Annotated in this window: 15 protein-coding genes; 12 read left to right on the top strand and 3 right to left on the bottom strand. The window is 47.0% G+C overall.

The window, feature by feature from the left end; all coding sequences use genetic code 11:
* Positions 1-114: 114 nt before the first annotated feature.
* From ABGV42_RS08680 to infC, 5 genes are all read left to right on the top strand, one after another.
* A complete protein-coding gene (locus ABGV42_RS08680; RefSeq protein WP_347381315.1) occupies positions 115-1,122 on the top strand; it encodes an LLM class flavin-dependent oxidoreductase in 1,008 nt (335 codons plus the stop codon).
* Between the two features lie 161 nt (positions 1,123-1,283).
* Complete coding sequence (locus tag ABGV42_RS08675) at positions 1,284-1,964, top strand: metallophosphoesterase family protein (RefSeq protein ID WP_431523605.1); 681 nt, start codon at positions 1,284-1,286, stop codon at positions 1,962-1,964.
* Positions 1,965-2,067: 103 nt separating this feature from the next.
* The gene (locus ABGV42_RS08670) at positions 2,068-2,391 is read left to right on the top strand and encodes a (2Fe-2S) ferredoxin domain-containing protein (RefSeq protein ID WP_347383186.1); all 324 of its coding nucleotides are present in this window, start codon (positions 2,068-2,070) and stop codon (positions 2,389-2,391) included.
* A gap of 170 nt (positions 2,392-2,561) precedes the next feature.
* Positions 2,562-3,494, top strand: coding sequence for a manganese-dependent inorganic pyrophosphatase (locus ABGV42_RS08665; RefSeq protein WP_347381314.1), 933 nt, complete (start codon positions 2,562-2,564; stop codon positions 3,492-3,494).
* A gap of 97 nt (positions 3,495-3,591) precedes the next feature.
* Entirely contained in the window at positions 3,592-4,083 is a 492-nt protein-coding gene (infC, locus tag ABGV42_RS08660) for a translation initiation factor IF-3 (RefSeq protein WP_347381313.1), read from the top strand.
* A 174-nt stretch (positions 4,084-4,257) separates the two neighbouring features.
* On the opposite strand, the gene ABGV42_RS08655 is transcribed toward infC, so the two are convergent.
* Positions 4,258-5,082: a protein-glutamine gamma-glutamyltransferase gene (locus ABGV42_RS08655; RefSeq protein WP_347381312.1), complete on the bottom strand. Its 825-nt coding sequence runs from the start codon at positions 5,080-5,082 to the stop codon at positions 4,258-4,260.
* Positions 5,083-5,271: 189 nt separating this feature from the next.
* On the opposite strand from ABGV42_RS08655, the gene ABGV42_RS08650 reads away from it, so the two are divergent.
* On the top strand, positions 5,272-8,013 hold the full coding sequence (locus ABGV42_RS08650; RefSeq protein WP_347381311.1) for a PAS domain-containing hybrid sensor histidine kinase/response regulator: 2,742 nt from the start codon (positions 5,272-5,274) through the stop codon (positions 8,011-8,013).
* Positions 8,014-8,120: 107 nt separating this feature from the next.
* Here ABGV42_RS08650 and ABGV42_RS08645 read toward each other — a convergent pair whose 3' ends face one another.
* A complete protein-coding gene (locus ABGV42_RS08645) occupies positions 8,121-8,333 on the bottom strand; it encodes a hypothetical protein (protein WP_095287562.1) in 213 nt (70 codons plus the stop codon).
* 135 nt (positions 8,334-8,468) lie between these two features.
* Positions 8,469-9,206, bottom strand: a complete 738-nt coding sequence (locus tag ABGV42_RS08640; RefSeq protein ID WP_347381310.1) for a hypothetical protein — start codon at positions 9,204-9,206, stop codon at positions 8,469-8,471.
* A gap of 696 nt (positions 9,207-9,902) precedes the next feature.
* Here ABGV42_RS08640 and ABGV42_RS08635 point away from each other — a divergent pair.
* The 6 genes from ABGV42_RS08635 (at position 9,903) to ABGV42_RS08610 (ending at position 19,659) form a co-directional block, all read left to right on the top strand.
* Positions 9,903-11,597: a M3 family oligoendopeptidase gene (locus tag ABGV42_RS08635; RefSeq protein WP_347381309.1), complete on the top strand. Its 1,695-nt coding sequence runs from the start codon at positions 9,903-9,905 to the stop codon at positions 11,595-11,597.
* A gap of 278 nt (positions 11,598-11,875) precedes the next feature.
* A complete protein-coding gene (locus tag ABGV42_RS08630; RefSeq protein ID WP_347381308.1) occupies positions 11,876-13,027 on the top strand; it encodes an iron-containing alcohol dehydrogenase in 1,152 nt (383 codons plus the stop codon).
* A gap of 552 nt (positions 13,028-13,579) precedes the next feature.
* The gene (locus ABGV42_RS08625) at positions 13,580-14,749 is read left to right on the top strand and encodes a glucose-1-phosphate adenylyltransferase (protein ID WP_347383185.1); all 1,170 of its coding nucleotides are present in this window, start codon (positions 13,580-13,582) and stop codon (positions 14,747-14,749) included.
* 26 nt (positions 14,750-14,775) lie between these two features.
* Positions 14,776-15,879 carry a glucose-1-phosphate adenylyltransferase subunit GlgD gene (gene glgD / locus ABGV42_RS08620; RefSeq protein WP_347381307.1) on the top strand — a complete coding sequence of 368 codons (1,104 nt, stop codon included), beginning with the start codon at positions 14,776-14,778 and terminating at the stop codon, positions 15,877-15,879.
* A 299-nt stretch (positions 15,880-16,178) separates the two neighbouring features.
* Entirely contained in the window at positions 16,179-18,611 is a 2,433-nt protein-coding gene (locus ABGV42_RS08615) for a glycogen/starch/alpha-glucan phosphorylase (protein ID WP_347381306.1), read from the top strand.
* A 181-nt stretch (positions 18,612-18,792) separates the two neighbouring features.
* A complete protein-coding gene (locus ABGV42_RS08610) occupies positions 18,793-19,659 on the top strand; it encodes an AraC family transcriptional regulator (protein ID WP_347383184.1) in 867 nt (288 codons plus the stop codon).
* Positions 19,660-19,700: the final 41 nt, after the last annotated feature.

Below are 19,700 nucleotides of genomic sequence, written 5' to 3'. Positions count from 1 at the left end.
TAGCAGAGTAAAGGATTTTGAAACTGTAATTATTAATGTTACAATGAACTGAGCGTAAATTTTGCAAAAGAAAAATACAGCCAGCAACGCAAACGACGAGAGGAATGAATATAGATGAAACTTAGTGTACTCGAACATGGACATATCAATGAAGGGCGAAGTGTGCAGGACACGCTTCAAGAGACAGTGACTTTAGCGAAGCATGCCGATGAACTTGGGTACTCCAGGTTCTGGATGTCTGAGCATCATGGCAGCGGAGCACTGTCCTTCTCCAGTCCGGAGGTCATGATTGCTCATGTCGCAGCTCATACCGGTCGGATACGGGTAGGTTCCGGTGGCGTAATGCTGCCTCATTACAGCGCCTATAAAGTCGCGGAGAACTTCCGTCTGCTGGAGGCATTGCACCCTGGACGAATTGATCTCGGCATTGGCAGAGCGCCAGGCGGCATGCCTATTGCGAGCCGGGCACTGAATGAAGGCAAAGCTTCACATGTACAATTTTTCCCGCAGCAAATCGCTGACCTGGGTGGTTATTTCCACGAGCAGCTGCCGGAGGATCACCGTTTTGCATCGCTGGTAGCTGGACCGTCTGTACCAACAGTGCCTGAAGTGTGGCTGCTGGGCTCCAGTTCGGAAGGTGCCCGAATTGCTGCAGCACAGGGAACGTCATATGCATTTGCACAGTTTTTCGGAACACCTGGCGGAGAAGAAGCGATGAAATACTATCGCAGACATTTCAAACCATCGATCCTGAATGACAAACCTCATTCCATGATTGCCGTAGCGGCCTTCTGTGCAGAGACGGAGGAGGAAGCAGCAGAACTGGCCCGTAGTAATGAGCTGTTCTTTTTGCGTCTGGGCCGAGGATTAGAGCAGAATTCGTTTCCTTCGCTGGAAACAGTTCATAATTACCCTTATACAGCGATGGAAATGGAACAGATTCGTCAGCGCCGCTCCTTCTCCATTGTGGGTACACCTGATCAAGTGAAGGACAAAATTACGGCCATGGCAGAACGCCACGAAGCGGACGAAGTCATTATTGCATCAGCCATTCATTCGTTTGAAGCACGTCTGCGCTCTTTTAGCCTGATTGCTGAAGCTTTTGGTCTCAAGAAGGATTAGAGTCGGTTGAACGGGAATGTATATTCTAACGGGTTGGGGTCCCGCTATGCGGGGCTTCCAATGCATTCTTGTGTAAGTAGAAAGGAGGAATTCACATTCGCAGATGTATCATCAGTGATATTCATGGCTGTTATGATGAATTCAATGCGCTGCTTCGTCAAGTGAATGTTGATCTCAATCAAGATGAACTGATTCTCCTTGGAGATTATGTGGACCGGGGACCGAAAAGCCGGCAGGTGGTTGAACAGATTATGCAGCTAAGAGAGAAGCACGGTGTTGTGGTCATCAAGGGCAATCATGATGCGATGATGGTCAAAGCCCTGATGAATGATGTGGAAGAGTATGACAGGCACTGGATTCGCAATGGCGGATTGCAGACTCTGGGCAGTTATGTGGAAATCCATTTTGATGAAGAACAGATCGATTGGTCTGCCTATACGGAAGCCAAGCAATGGATTCGCAGCAGGTACGAGCATCATCTCCGTTTTCTGAGTGAACTTCCCCTTGTTTATGAAGTACCCGGTTATATTTTTGTGCATGCAGGAATCAATCCGGACGTGGAGGATTGGCGAGGCCAGCCTGAACGGGATTTTATCTGGATTCGGGAGGCATTTTATACCAGGCCCACTTCAATCCCGGGTACGGTGGTATTCGGACACACACCTGTGAAGCACCTGCATGATCATGCTGATATCTGGTTTGACCCAAGCGGAGACAAGATTGGTATAGACGGTGGATGTGCATATGGTGCACAATTGAACCTGCTTGAGATCGGTGAGGATGGCAGTTTACAGAAGTTCCATGTAAAAAAGGGAGAGACTGGAGAGGGCTCGGCCGATTAAAATTTGCATTGCGTATCCAGGTTCTCTATGCTACTTTATATTTTTATAAAGGTTACTTGATTATCAATACATACCATAGAAGTCGAGGGGAATGAACCGAGTTTTGGCTATTTATAATTTGGATCAACTTCAGCATCACATCCTGCTCTGCAACGGCGGTACTTGCATGCGGAACGAAGGCGAGGAAGTCACTCAGGCTGTACGGGATGAGATTCTTAAGCAGCAGGCCGGTGGATTTATTCACACGACACGAACACGCTGTAATGGGCGGTGTGACGATGCTTGTGTGACGATCGTGTATCCGCAGGGAGACTGGTATGGCAAAATGACTCCGGAATCCGGCCGGGCATTGGTACAGGCACTTTGTGAAGGGGAGAAGCTGGAGAGTCACCTGATTGCGAACGTGGCTCAAGTGGCTTCCAAATAGAACGCAGGATTTCCCCCATGTCCCGTGAAGAGGGGAACCCTGAGAACGATTTTCAATCAATTCGCTGTAAAGGGATTGGAATTAAGTCTTACTGACGCTATAATCAGTAAGGGTATGAATTGAAATATGACATTATTATTCTAAATCAGAATTGACGGAGGGCTATGAATATGGAAAAAGCGTTAATCTTCGGTCACAAAAATCCCGACACGGATACCATATGTTCTGCAATTGCTTATGCAGATCTCAAAACAAAACTGGGACAGGACGTTGAAGCTGTGCGTCTTGGTGAAGTGAACGGCGAAACCCAGTTTGCACTGGATCATTTCAAAGTGGAAGCACCACGTCTGATCAAAACGGCTGCGAACGAAGTAAACAAGGTTATTCTGGTCGATCACAACGAGCGTCAGCAAAGTGTAAGTGATATTGAGGAAGTGACCGTGGCTGAAGTTATTGACCACCACCGTATCGCTAATTTCGAAACAAGCCAGCCTCTGTATTTCCGTGCAGAACCAGTAGGTTGCACAGCAACCATTTTGAATAAATTGTACAAAGAAAACGGCGTTGAAATTAGCGCACCGATTGCAGGACTAATGTTGTCCGCGATCATCTCGGATTCCTTGTTGTTCAAATCCCCAACTTGCACGGAGCAGGATGTAGCAGCAGCACGGGAGCTGGCTGCTATTGCGGGTGTGGATGCTGACAGCTACGGCTTGGATATGCTGAAAGCTGGCGCGGATCTGAGCCAAAAAACAATCGCAGAACTGATCTCCCTGGATGCAAAAGAATTTGTCATGGGACAAGCCAAAGTGGAAATTGCACAAGTGAACGCCGTTGACGTTAACGATGTGCTTGTGAAACAACCTGAACTTGAAGCAGCTATCGAAGCGATAATTTCAAGTAAAGGTCTGGATCTGTTCCTATTCGTCGTAACGGACATCCTGAACAACGATTCCGTTGCACTGGCTTACGGTGAGTCTACTAAAGCGGTTGAACAAGCTTACAATGTGACACTTTCCAATAGTAAAGCACTGCTGAAAGGCGTTGTGTCTCGCAAATCACAAATTGTCCCTGTTCTGACGGAAGCATTCAATAACCTGTAATTGAACCATCGAACACGAACATAGCGTTAGACTAATCCAAGCCTGCTCTGATCTGTCATAGGTCAGGACAGGCTTTTGTTGTAAAGGAGGATACACCATGATTATGAACGAAAAGATCAAAGCATCCGAGATTGAACTGACCGGACTAAACGGCGAAGATCTCGGTATTATGTCCACAAAAGAAGCTTTGGCACTTGCCAAGCAGCATAAAGTGGATCTGGTATGCCTGTCCCTGATGACAAGCCCGCCGCCCTGCAAACTCATCCGTGCCGGAGCAGCCATACAGGAAGCTCAACAGGAGAAGAAAAAATCCGGTAAATCGGCGGACAAACGCAAGGTTAAGGAGATTCGTCTCAACTTGCAGATGGAAGACCATGACCGGGATACGAAACAAGCTCAGGCGGAACGTATCTTGAAAAAAGGTGACTCGGTTAAGCTGGTCATACAGGTTCACGGAAGCAAAGAAGGCGCCGCAGGTAAGGAGTGGGCCGAGCAGCTAAGCAAGTCTCTGGCTGAATACGGCAGTAAAACAACAGGTGTACAGGTAAGTGGCAAGCAGGTTGTTGTCCAGCTGGACCCAAACGCATAACAGGTTAATTCGTGCCTGTTCGTGCAGAAGAATGGCCCGCGTGGAAGGTTACCCGTGTTTCCGCTAAAAAAAGCCCAATGAAAAAACAGATCCACTGCTTTTTCATTGGGCTTCCATATATCACGGTCACACATTTTATCTTTCCTCTGTATCTCGATCATCCTAAGTCCAGCTTCATGTTCGCAGATACCGGCTGCCACCAATCCGTACATATAATTGTCCGGGTAATACAGGTGTAGTTCCTGCAGGTGCATTCATATCACTATTTTCGGCGAAACGGGATAGATAATAAAAATCGGGATAAATCACGTTATCCATTAAGTAAGCTGAAACTTTGCTTCCGGGAGTACGGAATTGATTCAATGTGCGAATAATCTGTCCCCCCGAGGCAATGCCAATGCCATGACCATAATACAGATCTTCACGCAGCATGATCGTATTTTCCCCTTGCCACTCTGGCGTTTCGGAAGAGACATCCGGGTTTTTGAAATAGAGTACATCTCCGGGAAGTGCCGTATGGCTGCCGTTCTTCTCAGTTAAGCGGAGATCGCTGTCATAGTGCCAATCGAAGAGCAGCAAGTTCCGAAAGAGCGAATTAAATGCCTCTTCACGAATACTCCCAAGCACGCCACCGTACAGCACAATCACAGTTGCGGTTGCGCATTCAAATGCATACAGGGAACCATTCCTCCAAATGTCCCGAATACCCTCGGCCGGAGTGACATTCGGCTTAAGTTCAAACCCTCCCTCCTTGTTGAGATTCCAGTAGGCGGGGTTACATCTGGATTTCTCAAATGAAGCAAAGCTGACCCCGCTCGCATCCAATCCCTCAGCTGCATGGACCAGAGAGGCCCGAAGTTTCCATTCGAATTGAAGATGATCCAGAGTCTGATAGGAATATATAGTCGGTCTGTTCTGAAGCTGCTGCAACCAGTGCCATTCAAAAGCAGACCATTGGGTTGGTACCAAATCAAACGGTTGATTCGCAACGATGATCATGAAAGACAACCTCCGTTTCGTTGAATGAGGGGATAAAAAATGTCGATTTATGCACAAAAGATTCATTGAATATCGTTTAATCCTCATCCCATTTGGGGTACTACTCTATAGATGAAGTTATGTACAGCACAAGCTGTTGATTACGAATAATATGAATGAAAGAATAATTTGAAAAAAGGAGGATAAGCGGTGTCGAATCCAATTACAGAGAGTCGCTCTCTGTTTGAGCAATTATACAAATATGCACCAATCGGCATTGCTGTCGCTTCACACGTAAATGGACGTTGGCTGCAACTTAATCCTGCGTTCTGTGAGATGCTGGGATTCAGTGAACATGAGCTCATTGACTCACCGTTTGCACATATAATCCATGATGCTGACCAGGAGATAGAGAAATTCCAGGCCAAGTTCTGGGATATGAGCAACGGAGTAAGCCAGATGTATGAGACGGAAGTCCGTTTGAAACGTAAAGACGGTACTCTACTGTGGTCGACCATAAGAGCTTGTATAGTTAGAGATGAAGTGAACAATGATCCTCTCTATCTGCTCGTGCAGGCAGCGGATATTACGAGACAAAAGGAATCGGAGCAGCATTTGCTTGAGCAGCGCAAACAGTTGGAGGAGAGCACCCGAATCGCTCGCATGCTTACGGAGTCTTCTTTGGATCTGATTGCTATACATCACGCCGATCAGGAACGAACCTTCAAATATGTTTCACCGGCCAGCCTTGGAATGCTGGGGTACAAGCCAGAAGAAATTGTCGGCCAATCGGGATTATTCTGTATTCATCCGAACGATATTCCTCTTGTTGAGGCTTATGTTGCAGGACAGATCCAAGGTCTGGCACCGGACCGTATCAGTTATCGTCTGCAGCACAAGAACGGTTCTGTGGTGTGGGCAGATACAATAACTCACTATATTTATGACCAGCAAGGAAACCTGCAGGAGATGATTGCAGTCACCCGGGATATTACGGCGAGCAAAAAGCAGGAGCAGAGTCTACAGGAGTATCAGTCACTCTTTGACTGTAATCCATTAGGCGTAGCTTCGCTTGATCTGGAAGGGAATTTGCTGAAAGCGAACGTCGGCCAGGAACAATTGACGGGACATTCCAAGGAGGAGCTGCTTAGTCAATCCTTTGATCATTTGATTGATCCGGTGGATCTGGCCAAGACCCGATATCATTTTGAAGAGTCTGTCAAAGGAGAAGCCCAAAGCTATGAGATCGGGCTGATCCACCAAGACGGACGCCGAATTGAAACCAGAGTTATCAATGTTCCCATTATCCTCGAGGATCGAGTTGTTGGCGTGTACGGAATCACAAGTGATATTACGGAGTCCAAAAGATATGTGGAGGAAATCGAGAATCTAAGCTATGAACGTGCCCTGATTCTTAATGCGATGTCTGAAGGGGTTATTGGACTCGATCAGAACGGGAAACTGATATTTGCCAACCCCGCTGCTGCCGAGATGATGGGTTTCTGTCCAACCGAGATGAAAGGTGTACACTTCGAACAGATTATTCTGCAGATGCAAAACGAGGCCATCCCTTATCCTGTCCATGAAACACCGATAGTAAAGGCTGTGCGTGAAGGTCGCAGTCTTCCTAGGTCGGAATCCATCTTTTGGAGGCAGGATGGCTCCAGCTTCCTCGCGGAATTTCAGCTGAAACCGATTATGGATCAAGGAAATACCCGCGGAGGGGTGTTGGTGATCCGGGATATGACTTCGGTAAATGACATCATTCGTGCCAAGGAAGCAGCCGAGCAGGCGGACCGTGCCAAATCCGAATTTCTTGCAATTATGAGTCATGAGCTGCGTACACCACTGAACGGGATTATGGGTATGGCCAATCTGTTAAAAGAAACAGAGCTTGATGCAGAGCAATCCGGATTCGCAGAGATCATCATCGATAGTGGGGAGTCGCTGCTTCACATTCTTAATGAAATACTCGATTTTAGCAAAATTGAAGCTGGTAAAATGGATCTGTCGCGCGACGCAGTGGATATCCAGGAGATCTTGGCGAATGTTGTAGAGTTGTTTGCCCTGAAAGCTGCCGAAAAAAATATAGAGCTGTATTGGGAGATGTCTGACCGGATTCCTGAGCGTGTTAGGGGGGACGAAACCCGAATTCGTCAGATTCTGATCAATCTGGTGGGCAATGCGGTTAAATTCACGGAGAAAGGCAGCATTCAGATTCGCGTGGATGCAAATGCCGCCGAAGATGGTGATCCGAACAAACTCCAGCTTTCTTTTGTCGTAAAAGATACGGGAATCGGCATCCCCATGGAAAAACAGCATCAATTGTTTCAATCCTTCTCCCAGCTTGATCCGGCCATTAATCGCAAATATGGTGGAACCGGTCTTGGACTTGCAATTAGCAAAAAGCTGGTTGAATTAATGGATGGTGCGATTGGGGTGCATAGTGAAATCTCCAAGGGAGCCGAATTTCATTTTACACTGCTGCTTGAGAAGTGGCAGGACGAGTCTGGTGATGGAATGGAGGCAGCAGATGACACTTGGAGCGATGATGATCCATCCCTGCTGGCAGCAAATATTCGCATTTTGATAGCTGAGGATCAGCCTGTAAACAGCCACCTGATGGAGGAGTTGCTGCGTAAGCTCGGGGGCGTGTGTGACATCGTTGAGAATGGAGAGGAAGCGGTTCGCGCACTCGAGAGGGAATCCTACGATATCGTCTTCATGGATATTAAAATGCCCATCATGGACGGGATCGAAGCAACCTGCAAAATAAGACAAAGTCATCCCGAGATACCGGTCATCGCTGCAATAACGGCATTCGCGGGTGCGAGTGATCGTGAAGCATGCCTGGAATGCGGAATGCAGGATTTTATCAGCAAGCCGTTCAGTTCATCCGAAATTACCCGTGTACTGCGCACCTGGGTACCCTATATCCGGGCTCATCGCTAAAATGTGGGACATTAATGATGAGAAAAAGCGAGGTAAAACCAAGAAACCTGCTCCCGGTTAGAGGGGCAGGTTTCTTGGTTTATAACCATAGTCCACGTCCAAAAGGATCAGGACCATCCTCCGATCAACCCGGAGAGGGTTACGCATTCATCATCTTCCAGTTCCGCAATTAATGTAAGTTCTTCCTGATCGCTAGGATCAACGGAGAACAATTCGCGGCGTCCATCTTCGTGTTTAATAATAACCAGCTGGTTGCCGCTCTTTGTATCAAACTGGTACTTAACTCCGATACCAGGCAGTGGGCATTCCCGGATATTCATGAAACCTGTCACCTCTTTAGTTATTCCATAATAAATTTAACCGTTCACACAGTACGGATGTATTCTACTATCCATAACACGGTTTGGCAAGTCAAACATCCAATTATGCTCCAGTTTTAACATTTGCCGGGTAAGTTATCCCATGCGGCGGCGTCTTGTCCGTTTGCGACGGACAAAAAACCAGATGAGCAGTGCAGCGACAACAATCAAAGCCATGACTGCGGTAATGATAATGTTACGAATGTTGGGAACCTGTACCGTCAGATCCAGTGTATTCGAATGGAGGGGAGAAATGTGCCAGGTAAGTGTCTTCCCCTGATCTTCAACCAGGTCTGCGTTGGAATTTTCGGCTTTGATCGGCAGACTCAATTTGAAATCAAAGTTCACATCTTTGAGCAGCAGGTTTTTAAGGAAGCTGGGCACCTTGTTGATCTGATCCTTGATCTCCCCATCCGGCATGGATTCCATCAGGTCAGCGGTTGCGGTAACGTGAAACCTGGAAGTGAAGAAGCCTGGTTCCGTTGTCTGCTCAACCTGGATACCTTCTGGAAGCTGGGACATATCGAAGCTTGCGGTTGTACTGCTTTTTTCATAATGGGTTGTTGCTGAGAGCTGCTTCCGTTCTCCTTCGTCGACGACCTCCGCCTGGAAGTTGTTTCTCTTCAGGACATCCTCGAGCAGGGGCATCAGATTGTCCTGTCCAATCTTCCCGAGCGCGGATTCGGTTACGCCGAGATTGATATCCAGATCAGTTGAACCATCCAAGTTGACGGTCAGATGGGCTTCTCCATCGGCACAAGCCGATAGAATTACCAGTGTGAGACCAAGCATAATTGTAAGAAATAGATGACGTAAGGGAATACGTTTCGACATTGATTTCAACCTTTCTAAGTAAGCGATTTGCATAAGCCCATGCTGCATTAAATCCATTTTTTTATTAATCATAGAGTTATAGTATACACCGGAAATATGGCGGATGAAACTTCTGGTAAGTCACCCCCATTGGAATAGAACTTCAATAGGATCTTTTGGATGCTGTTCCGATCGTTGTGCAATACTAGTTTAGAATTAAAATTAAAGATGTCGTATTTTTGTCAATGTTAGGACAATTCAAAAGGCGTTTCAACGTGTAAACTGGTTATAGTATGTTGATCAATCGGATGCAGGGAGGGGTACATTCATGACATACATCATTATTCTAATTGCAGTAATGGTTGTGGGAATGGCCGGAATGGGCTGGTTCTTTCAGATTCTTGACAAAGACAAAAGCTAAACCATAAATTACATGGAATGAGACAAGCCATAAGCTTGCTTCGCGCGTATGCGAGGCAGGTTTATTTGTTTTTGGCAGATTGTTTTCCTGATGAGCTGTACATTTCGTTACTTCTATAAGATGTTTGTACCTTACATAAGTGCGTAATATATATAACGAAAGGTGTTGCACAATTTGACCGATGGACAAATATTTTTCGTAAAGATGGGATTTTTAGGCTGCTCTTTTGTATAATAGGGATTAGTCCAACTCGGGATATTTCCCGAAATATGCCTAACAGGAAAGGGTGTACATAAATGAAATTTAGTGAATATACGTATACACGTCCCGATCTGGAAAAAATCAAAACATCTTTCCGTGAGCTTCTGAAAGGCTTCGAAGCAGCGGCTACGGTGGAAGAGCAGAGCGGATTCATGGATCAGATTAACGCACTGCGCAGTGATTTTGAGACAATGGCGCAATTGGTCTATATCCGTCACTCCATTGATACGAATGATACGTTCTACAAAGCAGAAAACGAATTTCTGGATGAAAGCTCCCCGATTATTCAAGAATACATCACCGATTATTATCGGGCACTGGTTAACTCGAAATTCCGTGCGGAACTGGAGCAAAAATGGGGAAAACAGCTGTTCCAGCTGGCAGATCAGTCCCTGAAAACATTTAGCCCGGAAATTATTGAGGACCTTCAGAAAGAGAACAAACTGTCCACGGAATACAATCAATTGATTGCTTCTGCCAAAATTCCGTTTGAAGGCGAAGAACGTACGTTGCCACAGCTGCATCCGTTTGAACTGTCTACAGACCGTTCGATGCGGGAGCGTGCTTCGGAAGCAAGATATGCGTTCATGGCTGAGCACGAAGCGGAATTTGATCGCATTTACGATGAGCTTGTGAAAGTGCGTACGCAGATCGCAAAAAAATTAGGCTATCCAACCTACGTGGAGCTTGGTTACGATCGCATGAATCGGACCGACTATAACGCCGAGATGGTCGCCAACTTCAGAGCGCAGGTTCGTGATTATATTGTGCCCGTTGCCACGAAGCTCAGAGAGCGTCAGCGCAGCCGGATCGGTGTGGATACGCTCTATTTTTATGATCAGGGTTTCAGCTTCAAGACAGGTAACCCGACTCCAAAAGGTGATCCGGACTGGATTATTGAAAATGGTAAAAAAATGTATGCTGAGCTGTCACCCGAGACGGATACGTTCTTCCAGATGATGACGGAGAACGAACTGATGGATTTGGTTAGCAAAAAGGGCAAGCAGGGCGGAGGATACTGTACCTTCCTGAATGATTACAAAGTACCGTTTATTTTCTCGAACTTCAATGGTACTTCCGGCGATATCGATGTCCTGACACACGAAGCCGGTCACGCGTTCCAGGTGTATGAGAGCCGTCACTTTGAGGTGCCGGAATATAACTGGCCGACTTACGAATCGGCAGAGATCCATTCCATGAGCATGGAATTTTTCACTTGGCCATGGATGGAATTGTTCTTCAAGGAAGATACGGACAAATACAAGTTTGATCACTTGTCCTCCGGTTTGCTCTTTATTCCGTATGGCGTTGCCGTGGATGAATTCCAGCACTTCGTCTATGCTAACCCGGATGCAACACCGGCTGAGCGCAAACAGGCATGGCGCAGCATTGAAAAAACATACCTGCCGCACATCAACTACAAGGATAATGCCTATCTGGAGCAAGGTGGATTCTGGCACAAGCAGGGCCACATTTTCTCCTCGCCGTTTTATTACATCGACTATACGCTGGCTCAGATCTGTGCTTTCCAATTCTGGAAACGCAGTAACCAGGACATGAAGTCTGCATGGGCTGATTATCTGACGCTGTGCAAAGCCGGAGGAAGCCTCTCCTTCACAGGATTGGTTGAACTGGCAGGTCTCAAATCCCCATTCGAGGACGGTTGTGTCTCCTCTGTGATCGGTGATATTGAAGCATGGCTGGATGGAGTAGACGATAAAGCTCTGTAAGTAAGTTTTATTCAAACATGATACCTATCTCACCATACAGTGCTGACGGTAGATGATAAGATAATAATTTTTGGGAAAACGGCTTGGAACCTTTGGGTTTCAGGCCGTTTTTTTGCATGCAGCTACCATTTGTGAAATTAAAAGGGAAGGAGCGATTCTAGCACAAGCACTGTGGAATGTAACATTTTTGCATTGAATGTGATTTATTTCACTATATCTGAAAACGGATTCAGTTACACTAAAGACAGTAAATCAGGGGTTACAGGAGGCTGGTTCAGATGGCAACACATGCTTATTATGTTCCGCCCGTGAACTTGATGGGTAGGGGATGTTTACAGGAAGCAGGCAAGATGATTCAGGGCATGGCTATTCACAAAGCACTAGTTGTTAGTGATCGGCAGTTGATCTCTACCGGTGTAGCTGAACAGGTACTGTCTATATTAAGAAATTCAGGGTTAGACTACGTTGTATATGATGAAGTACAACCCAATCCAACGTGTCATAATGTGCATGAAGGCCTCAAAATGTATCAGGAACATGGCTGTGATGCCATTATATCGATAGGCGGAGGCTCACCCCAGGACGCAGCCAAAGCCATCGGCATTGTCGCTACCAATGGTGGACATATTCGGGACTACGAAGGATTGCATCAATCGCATCATAAGTCTGTACCGCTTGTAGCGTTCAATACGACCGCCGGTACATCGAGTGAGGTGACCATTAACTACGTGATTACAGATGAGGAACGCAAGGTGAAAATGGTGATGGTGGACCGGAACAGTCTGGTTTCCCTGTCAGTGAACGATCCGGAATTGATGCTCAGCAAGCCAGCCAGTCTGACCGCAGCAACAGGCATGGATGCTCTGACTCATGCGGTGGAAGCGATGGTGACACCTGGTGGATTTACAGTCACCAGCGCGACCGCTGCCGCAGCGGTTGAACTGATCTTTGAATATTTGCCGCGAGCGGTCAGAGACGGGAGCGACCTTGAAGCCAGGGAGCACATGACCTATGCCTGCTTCTTGGGAGGAATGGCTTTTAATAATGCGGGTCTCGGCTATGTGCATGCCATGGCACATCAACTCGGAGGTGTGTACGATCTGCCGCACGGCGTATGTAACGCCATGCTGCTCCCTTATGTGGAGGAGATGAACGCGAAGCATGTGCCCGGTAAATTCCGGCATATCGCCAAAGCCATCGGCATGAATGTAAAGGATAAGAGTGATGAAGAGTGCTCCATATATGTCATTGACGCTATTCGCCAGCTCTCCAGGGAAGTGGGCATTCCCGAGAAATTGTCCGAACTGGGCGTAACGGATCCCGATCTTGAGCTGCTTGCAGATAACGCGATGAAAGACGCCTGTGCCCCCGGCAATCCGTATCAGCCTTCAAGAGAAGAAGTGATAGAGCTTTTCCGCAAAATTATATAGATACGAATATCAACACCCCGAATAGAGTATGTCAGAAACAATAAATGAGCATGCAGATGAGCCAGGCGAAGTCCTGGCTTTTTGCCATGCCACAATGTGGGAGGTTACTTATTTTTCCATTTTAATCAATCGTACAAAAGCAAAAGGATTTTGATTCCCTACAGCGAATACAATAATCTAATCACAGAAGTATCCAAAAAAGGAGTGATATCGGCCTGAACTTTTGTCTTACGATTCCAGCAAGATTCCCCAGCCCGTTTCGTGTTTAATGTTAATTAGGATTATGGATTGCATTTATCACGGGGTACATGTTAATTTCGATTCCACCAATCACCTCTGCACAGCAAGTCAAGGCTACTCTGCAATAATCATCCTACTCAGACATGACAATGAATGACGTTCCGTTGCAATCTCGATCGAGATTCATATCAAGGTACACGGTTTGTCTGTACAGCATGCTCCTAATCATGACAACAGCGTCCACACAACAGAATATGGGATTATGGGCTCTGAAATGAACTAGAACGAATGCGCGTGGAGGAGGCTGTAATGATGGCAAAAAAAGAAGTTGTAGCGATGCTGCTCGCAGGAGGGCAAGGCAAAAGGTTAAAAGGATTGACCAAATCACTCGCTAAGCCTGCTGTATATTTTGGCGGGACATACCGGATTATTGATTTTCCTCTAAGCAACTGCTCCAACTCAGGCATCGACACCGTTGGTGTACTTACACAATACGAACCTCTGGTACTGCACTCATATATCGGCATCGGCAGCGATTGGGATCTGGACCGCAAAAATGGCGGAGTATATGTACTTCCACCACATGAGCGTGAAGACGGGAGCAGCTGGTATCGAGGCACGGCGGATGCGATATACCGAAACCTGAATTTCATCGAACAATTCGATCCAGAGCATGTACTCATACTTTCAGGCGACCACATTTACAAAATGGATTACGAAAAAATGCTCAGGTATCACAAGGAAAAGGACGCAGATTGCACCATATCCGTTATTGACGTTCCGCTGGAAGAAGCCAGCCGGTTTGGGCTACTTAACACCCACGATGATTACCGCATCTACGAATTCGAAGAAAAGCCTCCAGAACCCAAAAGCACACTTGCTTCCATGGGTATTTATCTCTTCAAGTGGGATGTACTGAAACGTTTCCTGATCCAGGACGAACAACAGGCATCCACCTCATACGACTTTGGCAAAGACATCATTCCCTTATTGCTTGAAAATGAAAAATCCTTATACGCTTATCCTTTTGAAGGCTATTGGAAAGACGTAGGTACCATCCGCAGTTTGTGGGAGTCCAACATGGATCTGCTGGATGAGGAAACACCGCTCAACCTGAATGATCCTGATTGGCGTATTTACACTCGCAATCCGAATCAGCCCGCGCAGTATATTTCGCCTGCGGCCAAGGTGCGGAATTGCATTATAAGTGAAGGCAGCATTGTACATGGTGAGGTGAATCACTCCATACTGTTCTACGGGGTGGAAGTTGGAGAGCAGAGTTCCATCATTGATTCTGTCGTGATGCCACGGGTGAAGATCGGTAAGAATGTCCGTATTCACAGAGCCATTATTGCGGAAGGGCTGGTCATTCCTGATGGAGCCTATCTATCTCCTGCGCCTGAGGATGAAAGTGACGTATTGCTTGTGGACCATGAAGAATTGGAACGTCAGCTTCAACAGGGAATGACAACGAAAGTTTAATCTGAGCCCAAAGGACGGTGCATGCGATGAAGCCATTAATCGGTGTTATTAACCTTGATCACGAACTTGAGGAATTGAAGGAATTGACGTACTTTCGCTGCGGAGCCGCGGTGCCTTACGCCGGGCGTTATCGTCTGATCGATTTTGTATTATCCAACATGATGAATGCGGGCATTGAGAGTATTGGTGTGTTTGTCCGCCGTAAATATCGTTCGTTAATGGATCACCTGAGTGACGGCAAGCCCTGGGATCTGGATCGCAAGCATGGAGGCATGTTTATCTTGCCGCCGGACTGGAATGATCCAACGGATACGTCACAGGGGGATTTGCAGCATTTTCACAATAATCTCGATTTCTTCCGCCGCGGTGCGGGGGAATATGTGGTTCATGCCGGTAGTCGGCATGTGACCAAAGCAGATCTGCAGGATGTCTATCAATATCATGTGAATAAGGGAGCAGACGTGACACTGATTTGCAAAAGAGTGGATCAACTGCTGCCTGAGCACGATGCCTGTGTCAAAGTTGAACATGACGGGAACGGTAATGTGGTGGACATTCACCAAAGCGCCGAACACCCGAATATATATACAGAAATTTTTATCATGAAAAAGGATTTGTTCCTGCGCCAGGTCCAGCGCTGCATTGATCATGGCGAGAGCCATTTCTTCCGCGATGTCATTCAAAAAAATCCGGATGGATTAAAAATTGCCGCATATGCTTATGAGGGCTACCACGCCGTGATTAACTCCATTGATAGTTATTATCGAAACAGTATGGAGCTGTTGAATACGGGATTGTATGAGCAACTTTTCAGAGAGGAACCCGTTCAGACCAAGATTAAATACGAGGCACCTGCCAAATACCTCGACACTGCCGAGGTCAAACATTCACTGCTTGCCAACGGATGTATTGTGGGCGGAGAAGTGGAGAACAGCATTTTGTTCAGGGGGGTGCACGTAGCCAAGGGAGCCAGAATTAAAGGCTCAATTATTATGCAAAAATGTTATATCGGTGAAGATGCGGTACTGGAGAATGTCATTCTGGACAAAGACGTGAAGCTGACTGGTGGACAGACGCTCATCGGGGACCCGTCGAACCCATATATCTTGGCGAAGAGTACTATTATCTAATATCGGCTGTTAACCGATATCATCTATAAATAAAATAAAAATTCTGAAGGATGGTTATACGCGCAATTGCAATGCTCAAGCAGTAAAGAGCAGAAGTAGTGAAGGGGACGAAGTCGATTCTGGAGAAGCAAAGCGTTCGCATTTATCCCTGGATTTTCACCTTATAAAAAGTTGGAAAAATCCAGGGATAACGGCGATCGGAAGAACGATTCGTAACCGGAACGGCCACTTGCCGGATTTGAGCAGGGAAGCGTATGAAATAAACCATCCTACAGAATTTCACCGGGAGGAACCTGCTTTTGTTTGACAACAAGGAAACATTCAAGAGTATTTTTGGGCGGAATCTGGTCAGCAAATTAGGCAAACCACTTGAAGAAGCCACGAAGGAAGACGTCTATCACGTTCTGGGCAGCATGATTCGTGAGTATGCGGGTCAGGACTGGGCAGCGTCGAATCAGGGATTTAAGCAGCGCCAGGATAAACAGGTCTATTACTTCTCGCTAGAATTCCTGATTGGACGTCTGCTGGGCAACAATTTATTAAATGTGAATGAACTGGAACTGGTTCGCGACAGTCTAGCCGAGCTGGGCTTCTCGCTGGAGGACATCGAGGAACAGGAATCGGATGCGGGCTTGGGCAATGGCGGATTGGGCCGTCTGGCGGCGTGCTTTCTGGACTCGCTCGCATCTCTCGGTTATGCTGGCCATGGTTGTGGTATCCGGTATAAATACGGATTGTTTGAGCAAAAAATCATTGGTGGCAACCAGGTAGAACTTCCGGACAATTGGCTCGATAAGGGTAATGAATGGGAAGTAAGACGCCCGGACAAAAAGGTTGAGGTCCAGTTCTGGGGACGGGTGGAGGCCTATGAACAGGATGGGCATTATCATTTTGTGACCAAGGATGCCGAATCCGTCGTTGCGGTCCCTTACGATATTCCTGTCCTCGGATACGGTCAGCCACATGTGAACACGCTTCGCCTGTGGAGTGCGGAGCCGAAGAGGGAAACATCGCTGGATACCCCTTCGAACTATTACGGTTACCTGGATTACAGTCGATCGGTGGAGTCGATTTCCGAGTTTTTATATCCGGACGATTCACAGTACGAGGGCAAGCTGCTTCGTTTGAAACAGCAGTACTTCATGTGTTCTGCCGGCGTACAGAGTGCATTGCGTACATTCAACAAGCTGGAGCTTTCGTATGACCGGTTACCCGACAAGGTGGCATTCCACATCAATGATACTCACCCTACGCTGGTCATTCCGGAATTAATGCGCATTCTCATGGATGTGAAGGGTTATGGTTGGGACGAAGCCTGGGATATTACGACGCGTACCGTTTCCTATACTAATCATACGACGCTGAGTGAGGCTCTGGAGAAATGGCCGGTATCCATGATCAGCAAGCTGCTGCCACGCATTTATATGATCATAGAAGAGATTAACAAACGTTTCTGCGGCATGCTTCTAGATCGTTATCCGGGAGAGCAGGAGCGGATTCAACATTTGGCTATCATTGCGAACGATCAGGTTCGGATGGCACATCTGGCGATTGTCGGCAGTCATAGCATTAATGGTGTGGCTGCATTGCATACCGAAATCCTGAAGGAGCGGGAGATGGCGCCGTTCTATGCCTTGTATCCGGAGCGTTTCAACAACAAGACGAACGGGATAACGCATCGTCGCTGGTTGATGCATGCAAATCCCAAACTGTCCAACCTGATTACCGATACGATCGGAAGTGAATGGATCACCGAGCCAGGCAGATTGAATGAACTCGCTGGATTTGCGGGGGACGCCTCCTTCCAGCAGCAGTTCAAGTCCATCAAACGCGAGAATAAGGAGCGGCTCGCTGCATACATTCTGGATCATACCGGAACGGCCGTGAATCCGGATTCCATTTTTGATGTACAGGTGAAGCGGCTGCATGGCTACAAGCGCCAGCTTCTCAACATTTTACATGTCATGCACTTGTATAACCGTCTTAAGAATGACTCGTCATTTGATATCGTGCCCCGTACGTTCATCTTTGGAGCGAAGGCTGCACCAAGTTACTATTTTGCCAAGAAAATTATCAAGCTGATCAACACGGTCGCGGATACCGTCAATCGGGATAAGGCTGTGAATGACCGGCTGAAGGTATTTTTCCTCGAAAATTATTCCGTCTCTCTGGCTGAAAAAATCATTCCGGCCGCTGACGTCAGTGAACAGATCTCCACTGCAGGGAAGGAAGCTTCGGGTACGGGCAATATGAAATTTATGATGAACGGTGCGTTAACCATTGGTACGATGGATGGGGCTAACGTGGAGATGGCTGAACAGGTTGGAGAAGAGAATATGTTTATCTTCGGTCTGCGAGCGGATGAAGTTTTGGATTATTATCGTTCAGGCAGCTATCGTCCAAACGAGATTGTGCAGCAGGATGAACGCATTCGCGAAGTGGTAGAACAGCTCGTTCATCCAGGACCGTTCTGTTGTCGGGAAGGTGAATTCTGGGATATCTATGATTCACTGCTGGCGCATGGAGACGAGTATTTTGTATTACGTGACTTTGCTGCCTATGCGGATGCTCACGCGGCCATTGACAAGGCTTATCGTGATGTACCAGGCTGGTCACGCAAAACCATGCTGAATACAGCACAATCCGGTATCTTCTCCAGTGATCGCACCATTAGCGAATATGCTACCGATATCTGGGGTATTCATCCGGTGTCGGGACACTGGAAAGGCTGAGGTTAATAAATTTAGAGTTGGAGTCCCCTTGTTGAAAGGGGACTTTGTCGTGTTTTTTTATTTGAAGAAAAGGGTTTATTACCGCACGCAATATCAAAAAAATAAGCTTCCGTTAAGTGATAATCAAATCAAGGGGACTTCATTCATCTCTATTCCGACCAAGAAAGGGAAATCACTCGCTATGGATCATTACTCGCAAATCCAACGGGCTATTGGGTATCTCGAGAAGCATTTGCAAGATGAATTCAACATGAGGGAGGCAGCGGCAGCTGCGGGCTTTTCCGCATTTCATTTCCAGCGCTTGTTCCAGGCGATCACTGGCTTTACCGTACTCGAATATGTGCGCAAACGCAGATTGACTGAAGCAGCACGGCAATTGCTGAACTCGGCAGATGGCATCCTCCGTGTGGCCTTGAACTGGGGTTATCAATCCCAGGAAGCTTTCACCAGGGCGTTTACTGCCCATTGGGGAATGACACCGGCCCGCTTTCGCAATCTGAATGAGCTGCCCGGTTCTGCACAGATTCAGCGGAGCATTGACTTTAATGACTATCGAAACCGGCTGGGAGGAGAGTTTAACATGAACAAACCACGCTTTGTAACCATGGAGGCCATCCAAATCATAGGTTACGCATACAGTACGAACTTGAATAACGACCAGCATTATAGCGAAATCCCGGGATTTTATCATGATTTTGGTTCAGAACAGAAATTTATGAATATCCCTGAACGGACTCGTCCTGATTTGGCCTATGGCATCGCCTGCCACTTTGAGGATGATGGTGCATTCACATTTCTTGTTGGTGAGGAGACTTCATCTGATGCGCCGGCACTTCAGCCAGGTTATACGGCGTTTGAGATTCCTGGTGGATTGTACGCCGAATTCACCGTGGATGGTTCTGGACAGGATATCCGCAAAATGATTTATGGCAGCTGGTTGCCTCAGTCCAATTATGAGCGCAGAGAAGGTCCTGATTTCGAGATAACCGATGTGTGGAGATCCACACCGGAGCAGTTGGACATGAAGATCTATATTCCGGTAAAATAAGGGAGCCGCGCTGCGGCAATAACTCCCGGAGGATACTGGTA

Source organism: Paenibacillus pabuli (assembly GCF_039831995.1).
In the GTDB taxonomy this organism is placed as follows: Bacteria; Bacillota; Bacilli; order Paenibacillales; family Paenibacillaceae; genus Paenibacillus; species Paenibacillus pabuli_C.
The sequence above is the reverse complement of the archived record's forward strand: the minus strand, read 5'-3'. Positions and strand labels throughout refer to the sequence as shown.

Excerpts from the sequence above, each read along its gene's own strand:
- ABGV42_RS08680 (WP_347381315.1), top strand. The coding sequence starts at position 115 with ATGAAACTTAGTGTACTCGAACATGGACATATCAATGAAGGGCGAAGT.
- ABGV42_RS08665 (WP_347381314.1), top strand. The coding sequence starts at position 2,562 with ATGGAAAAAGCGTTAATCTTCGGTCACAAAAATCCCGACACGGATACC.
- infC (WP_347381313.1), top strand. The coding sequence starts at position 3,592 with ATGATTATGAACGAAAAGATCAAAGCATCCGAGATTGAACTGACCGGA.
- ABGV42_RS08655 (WP_347381312.1), bottom strand. The coding sequence starts at position 5,082 with ATGATCATCGTTGCGAATCAACCGTTTGATTTGGTACCAACCCAATGG.
- ABGV42_RS08645 (WP_095287562.1), bottom strand. The coding sequence starts at position 8,333 with ATGAATATCCGGGAATGCCCACTGCCTGGTATCGGAGTTAAGTACCAG.
- ABGV42_RS08640 (WP_347381310.1), bottom strand. The coding sequence starts at position 9,206 with ATGTCGAAACGTATTCCCTTACGTCATCTATTTCTTACAATTATGCTT.
- ABGV42_RS08635 (WP_347381309.1), top strand. The coding sequence starts at position 9,903 with ATGAAATTTAGTGAATATACGTATACACGTCCCGATCTGGAAAAAATC.
- ABGV42_RS08630 (WP_347381308.1), top strand. The coding sequence starts at position 11,876 with ATGGCAACACATGCTTATTATGTTCCGCCCGTGAACTTGATGGGTAGG.
- ABGV42_RS08625 (WP_347383185.1), top strand. The coding sequence starts at position 13,580 with ATGGCAAAAAAAGAAGTTGTAGCGATGCTGCTCGCAGGAGGGCAAGGC.
- glgD (WP_347381307.1), top strand. The coding sequence starts at position 14,776 with ATGAAGCCATTAATCGGTGTTATTAACCTTGATCACGAACTTGAGGAA.
- ABGV42_RS08610 (WP_347383184.1), top strand. The coding sequence starts at position 18,793 with ATGGATCATTACTCGCAAATCCAACGGGCTATTGGGTATCTCGAGAAG.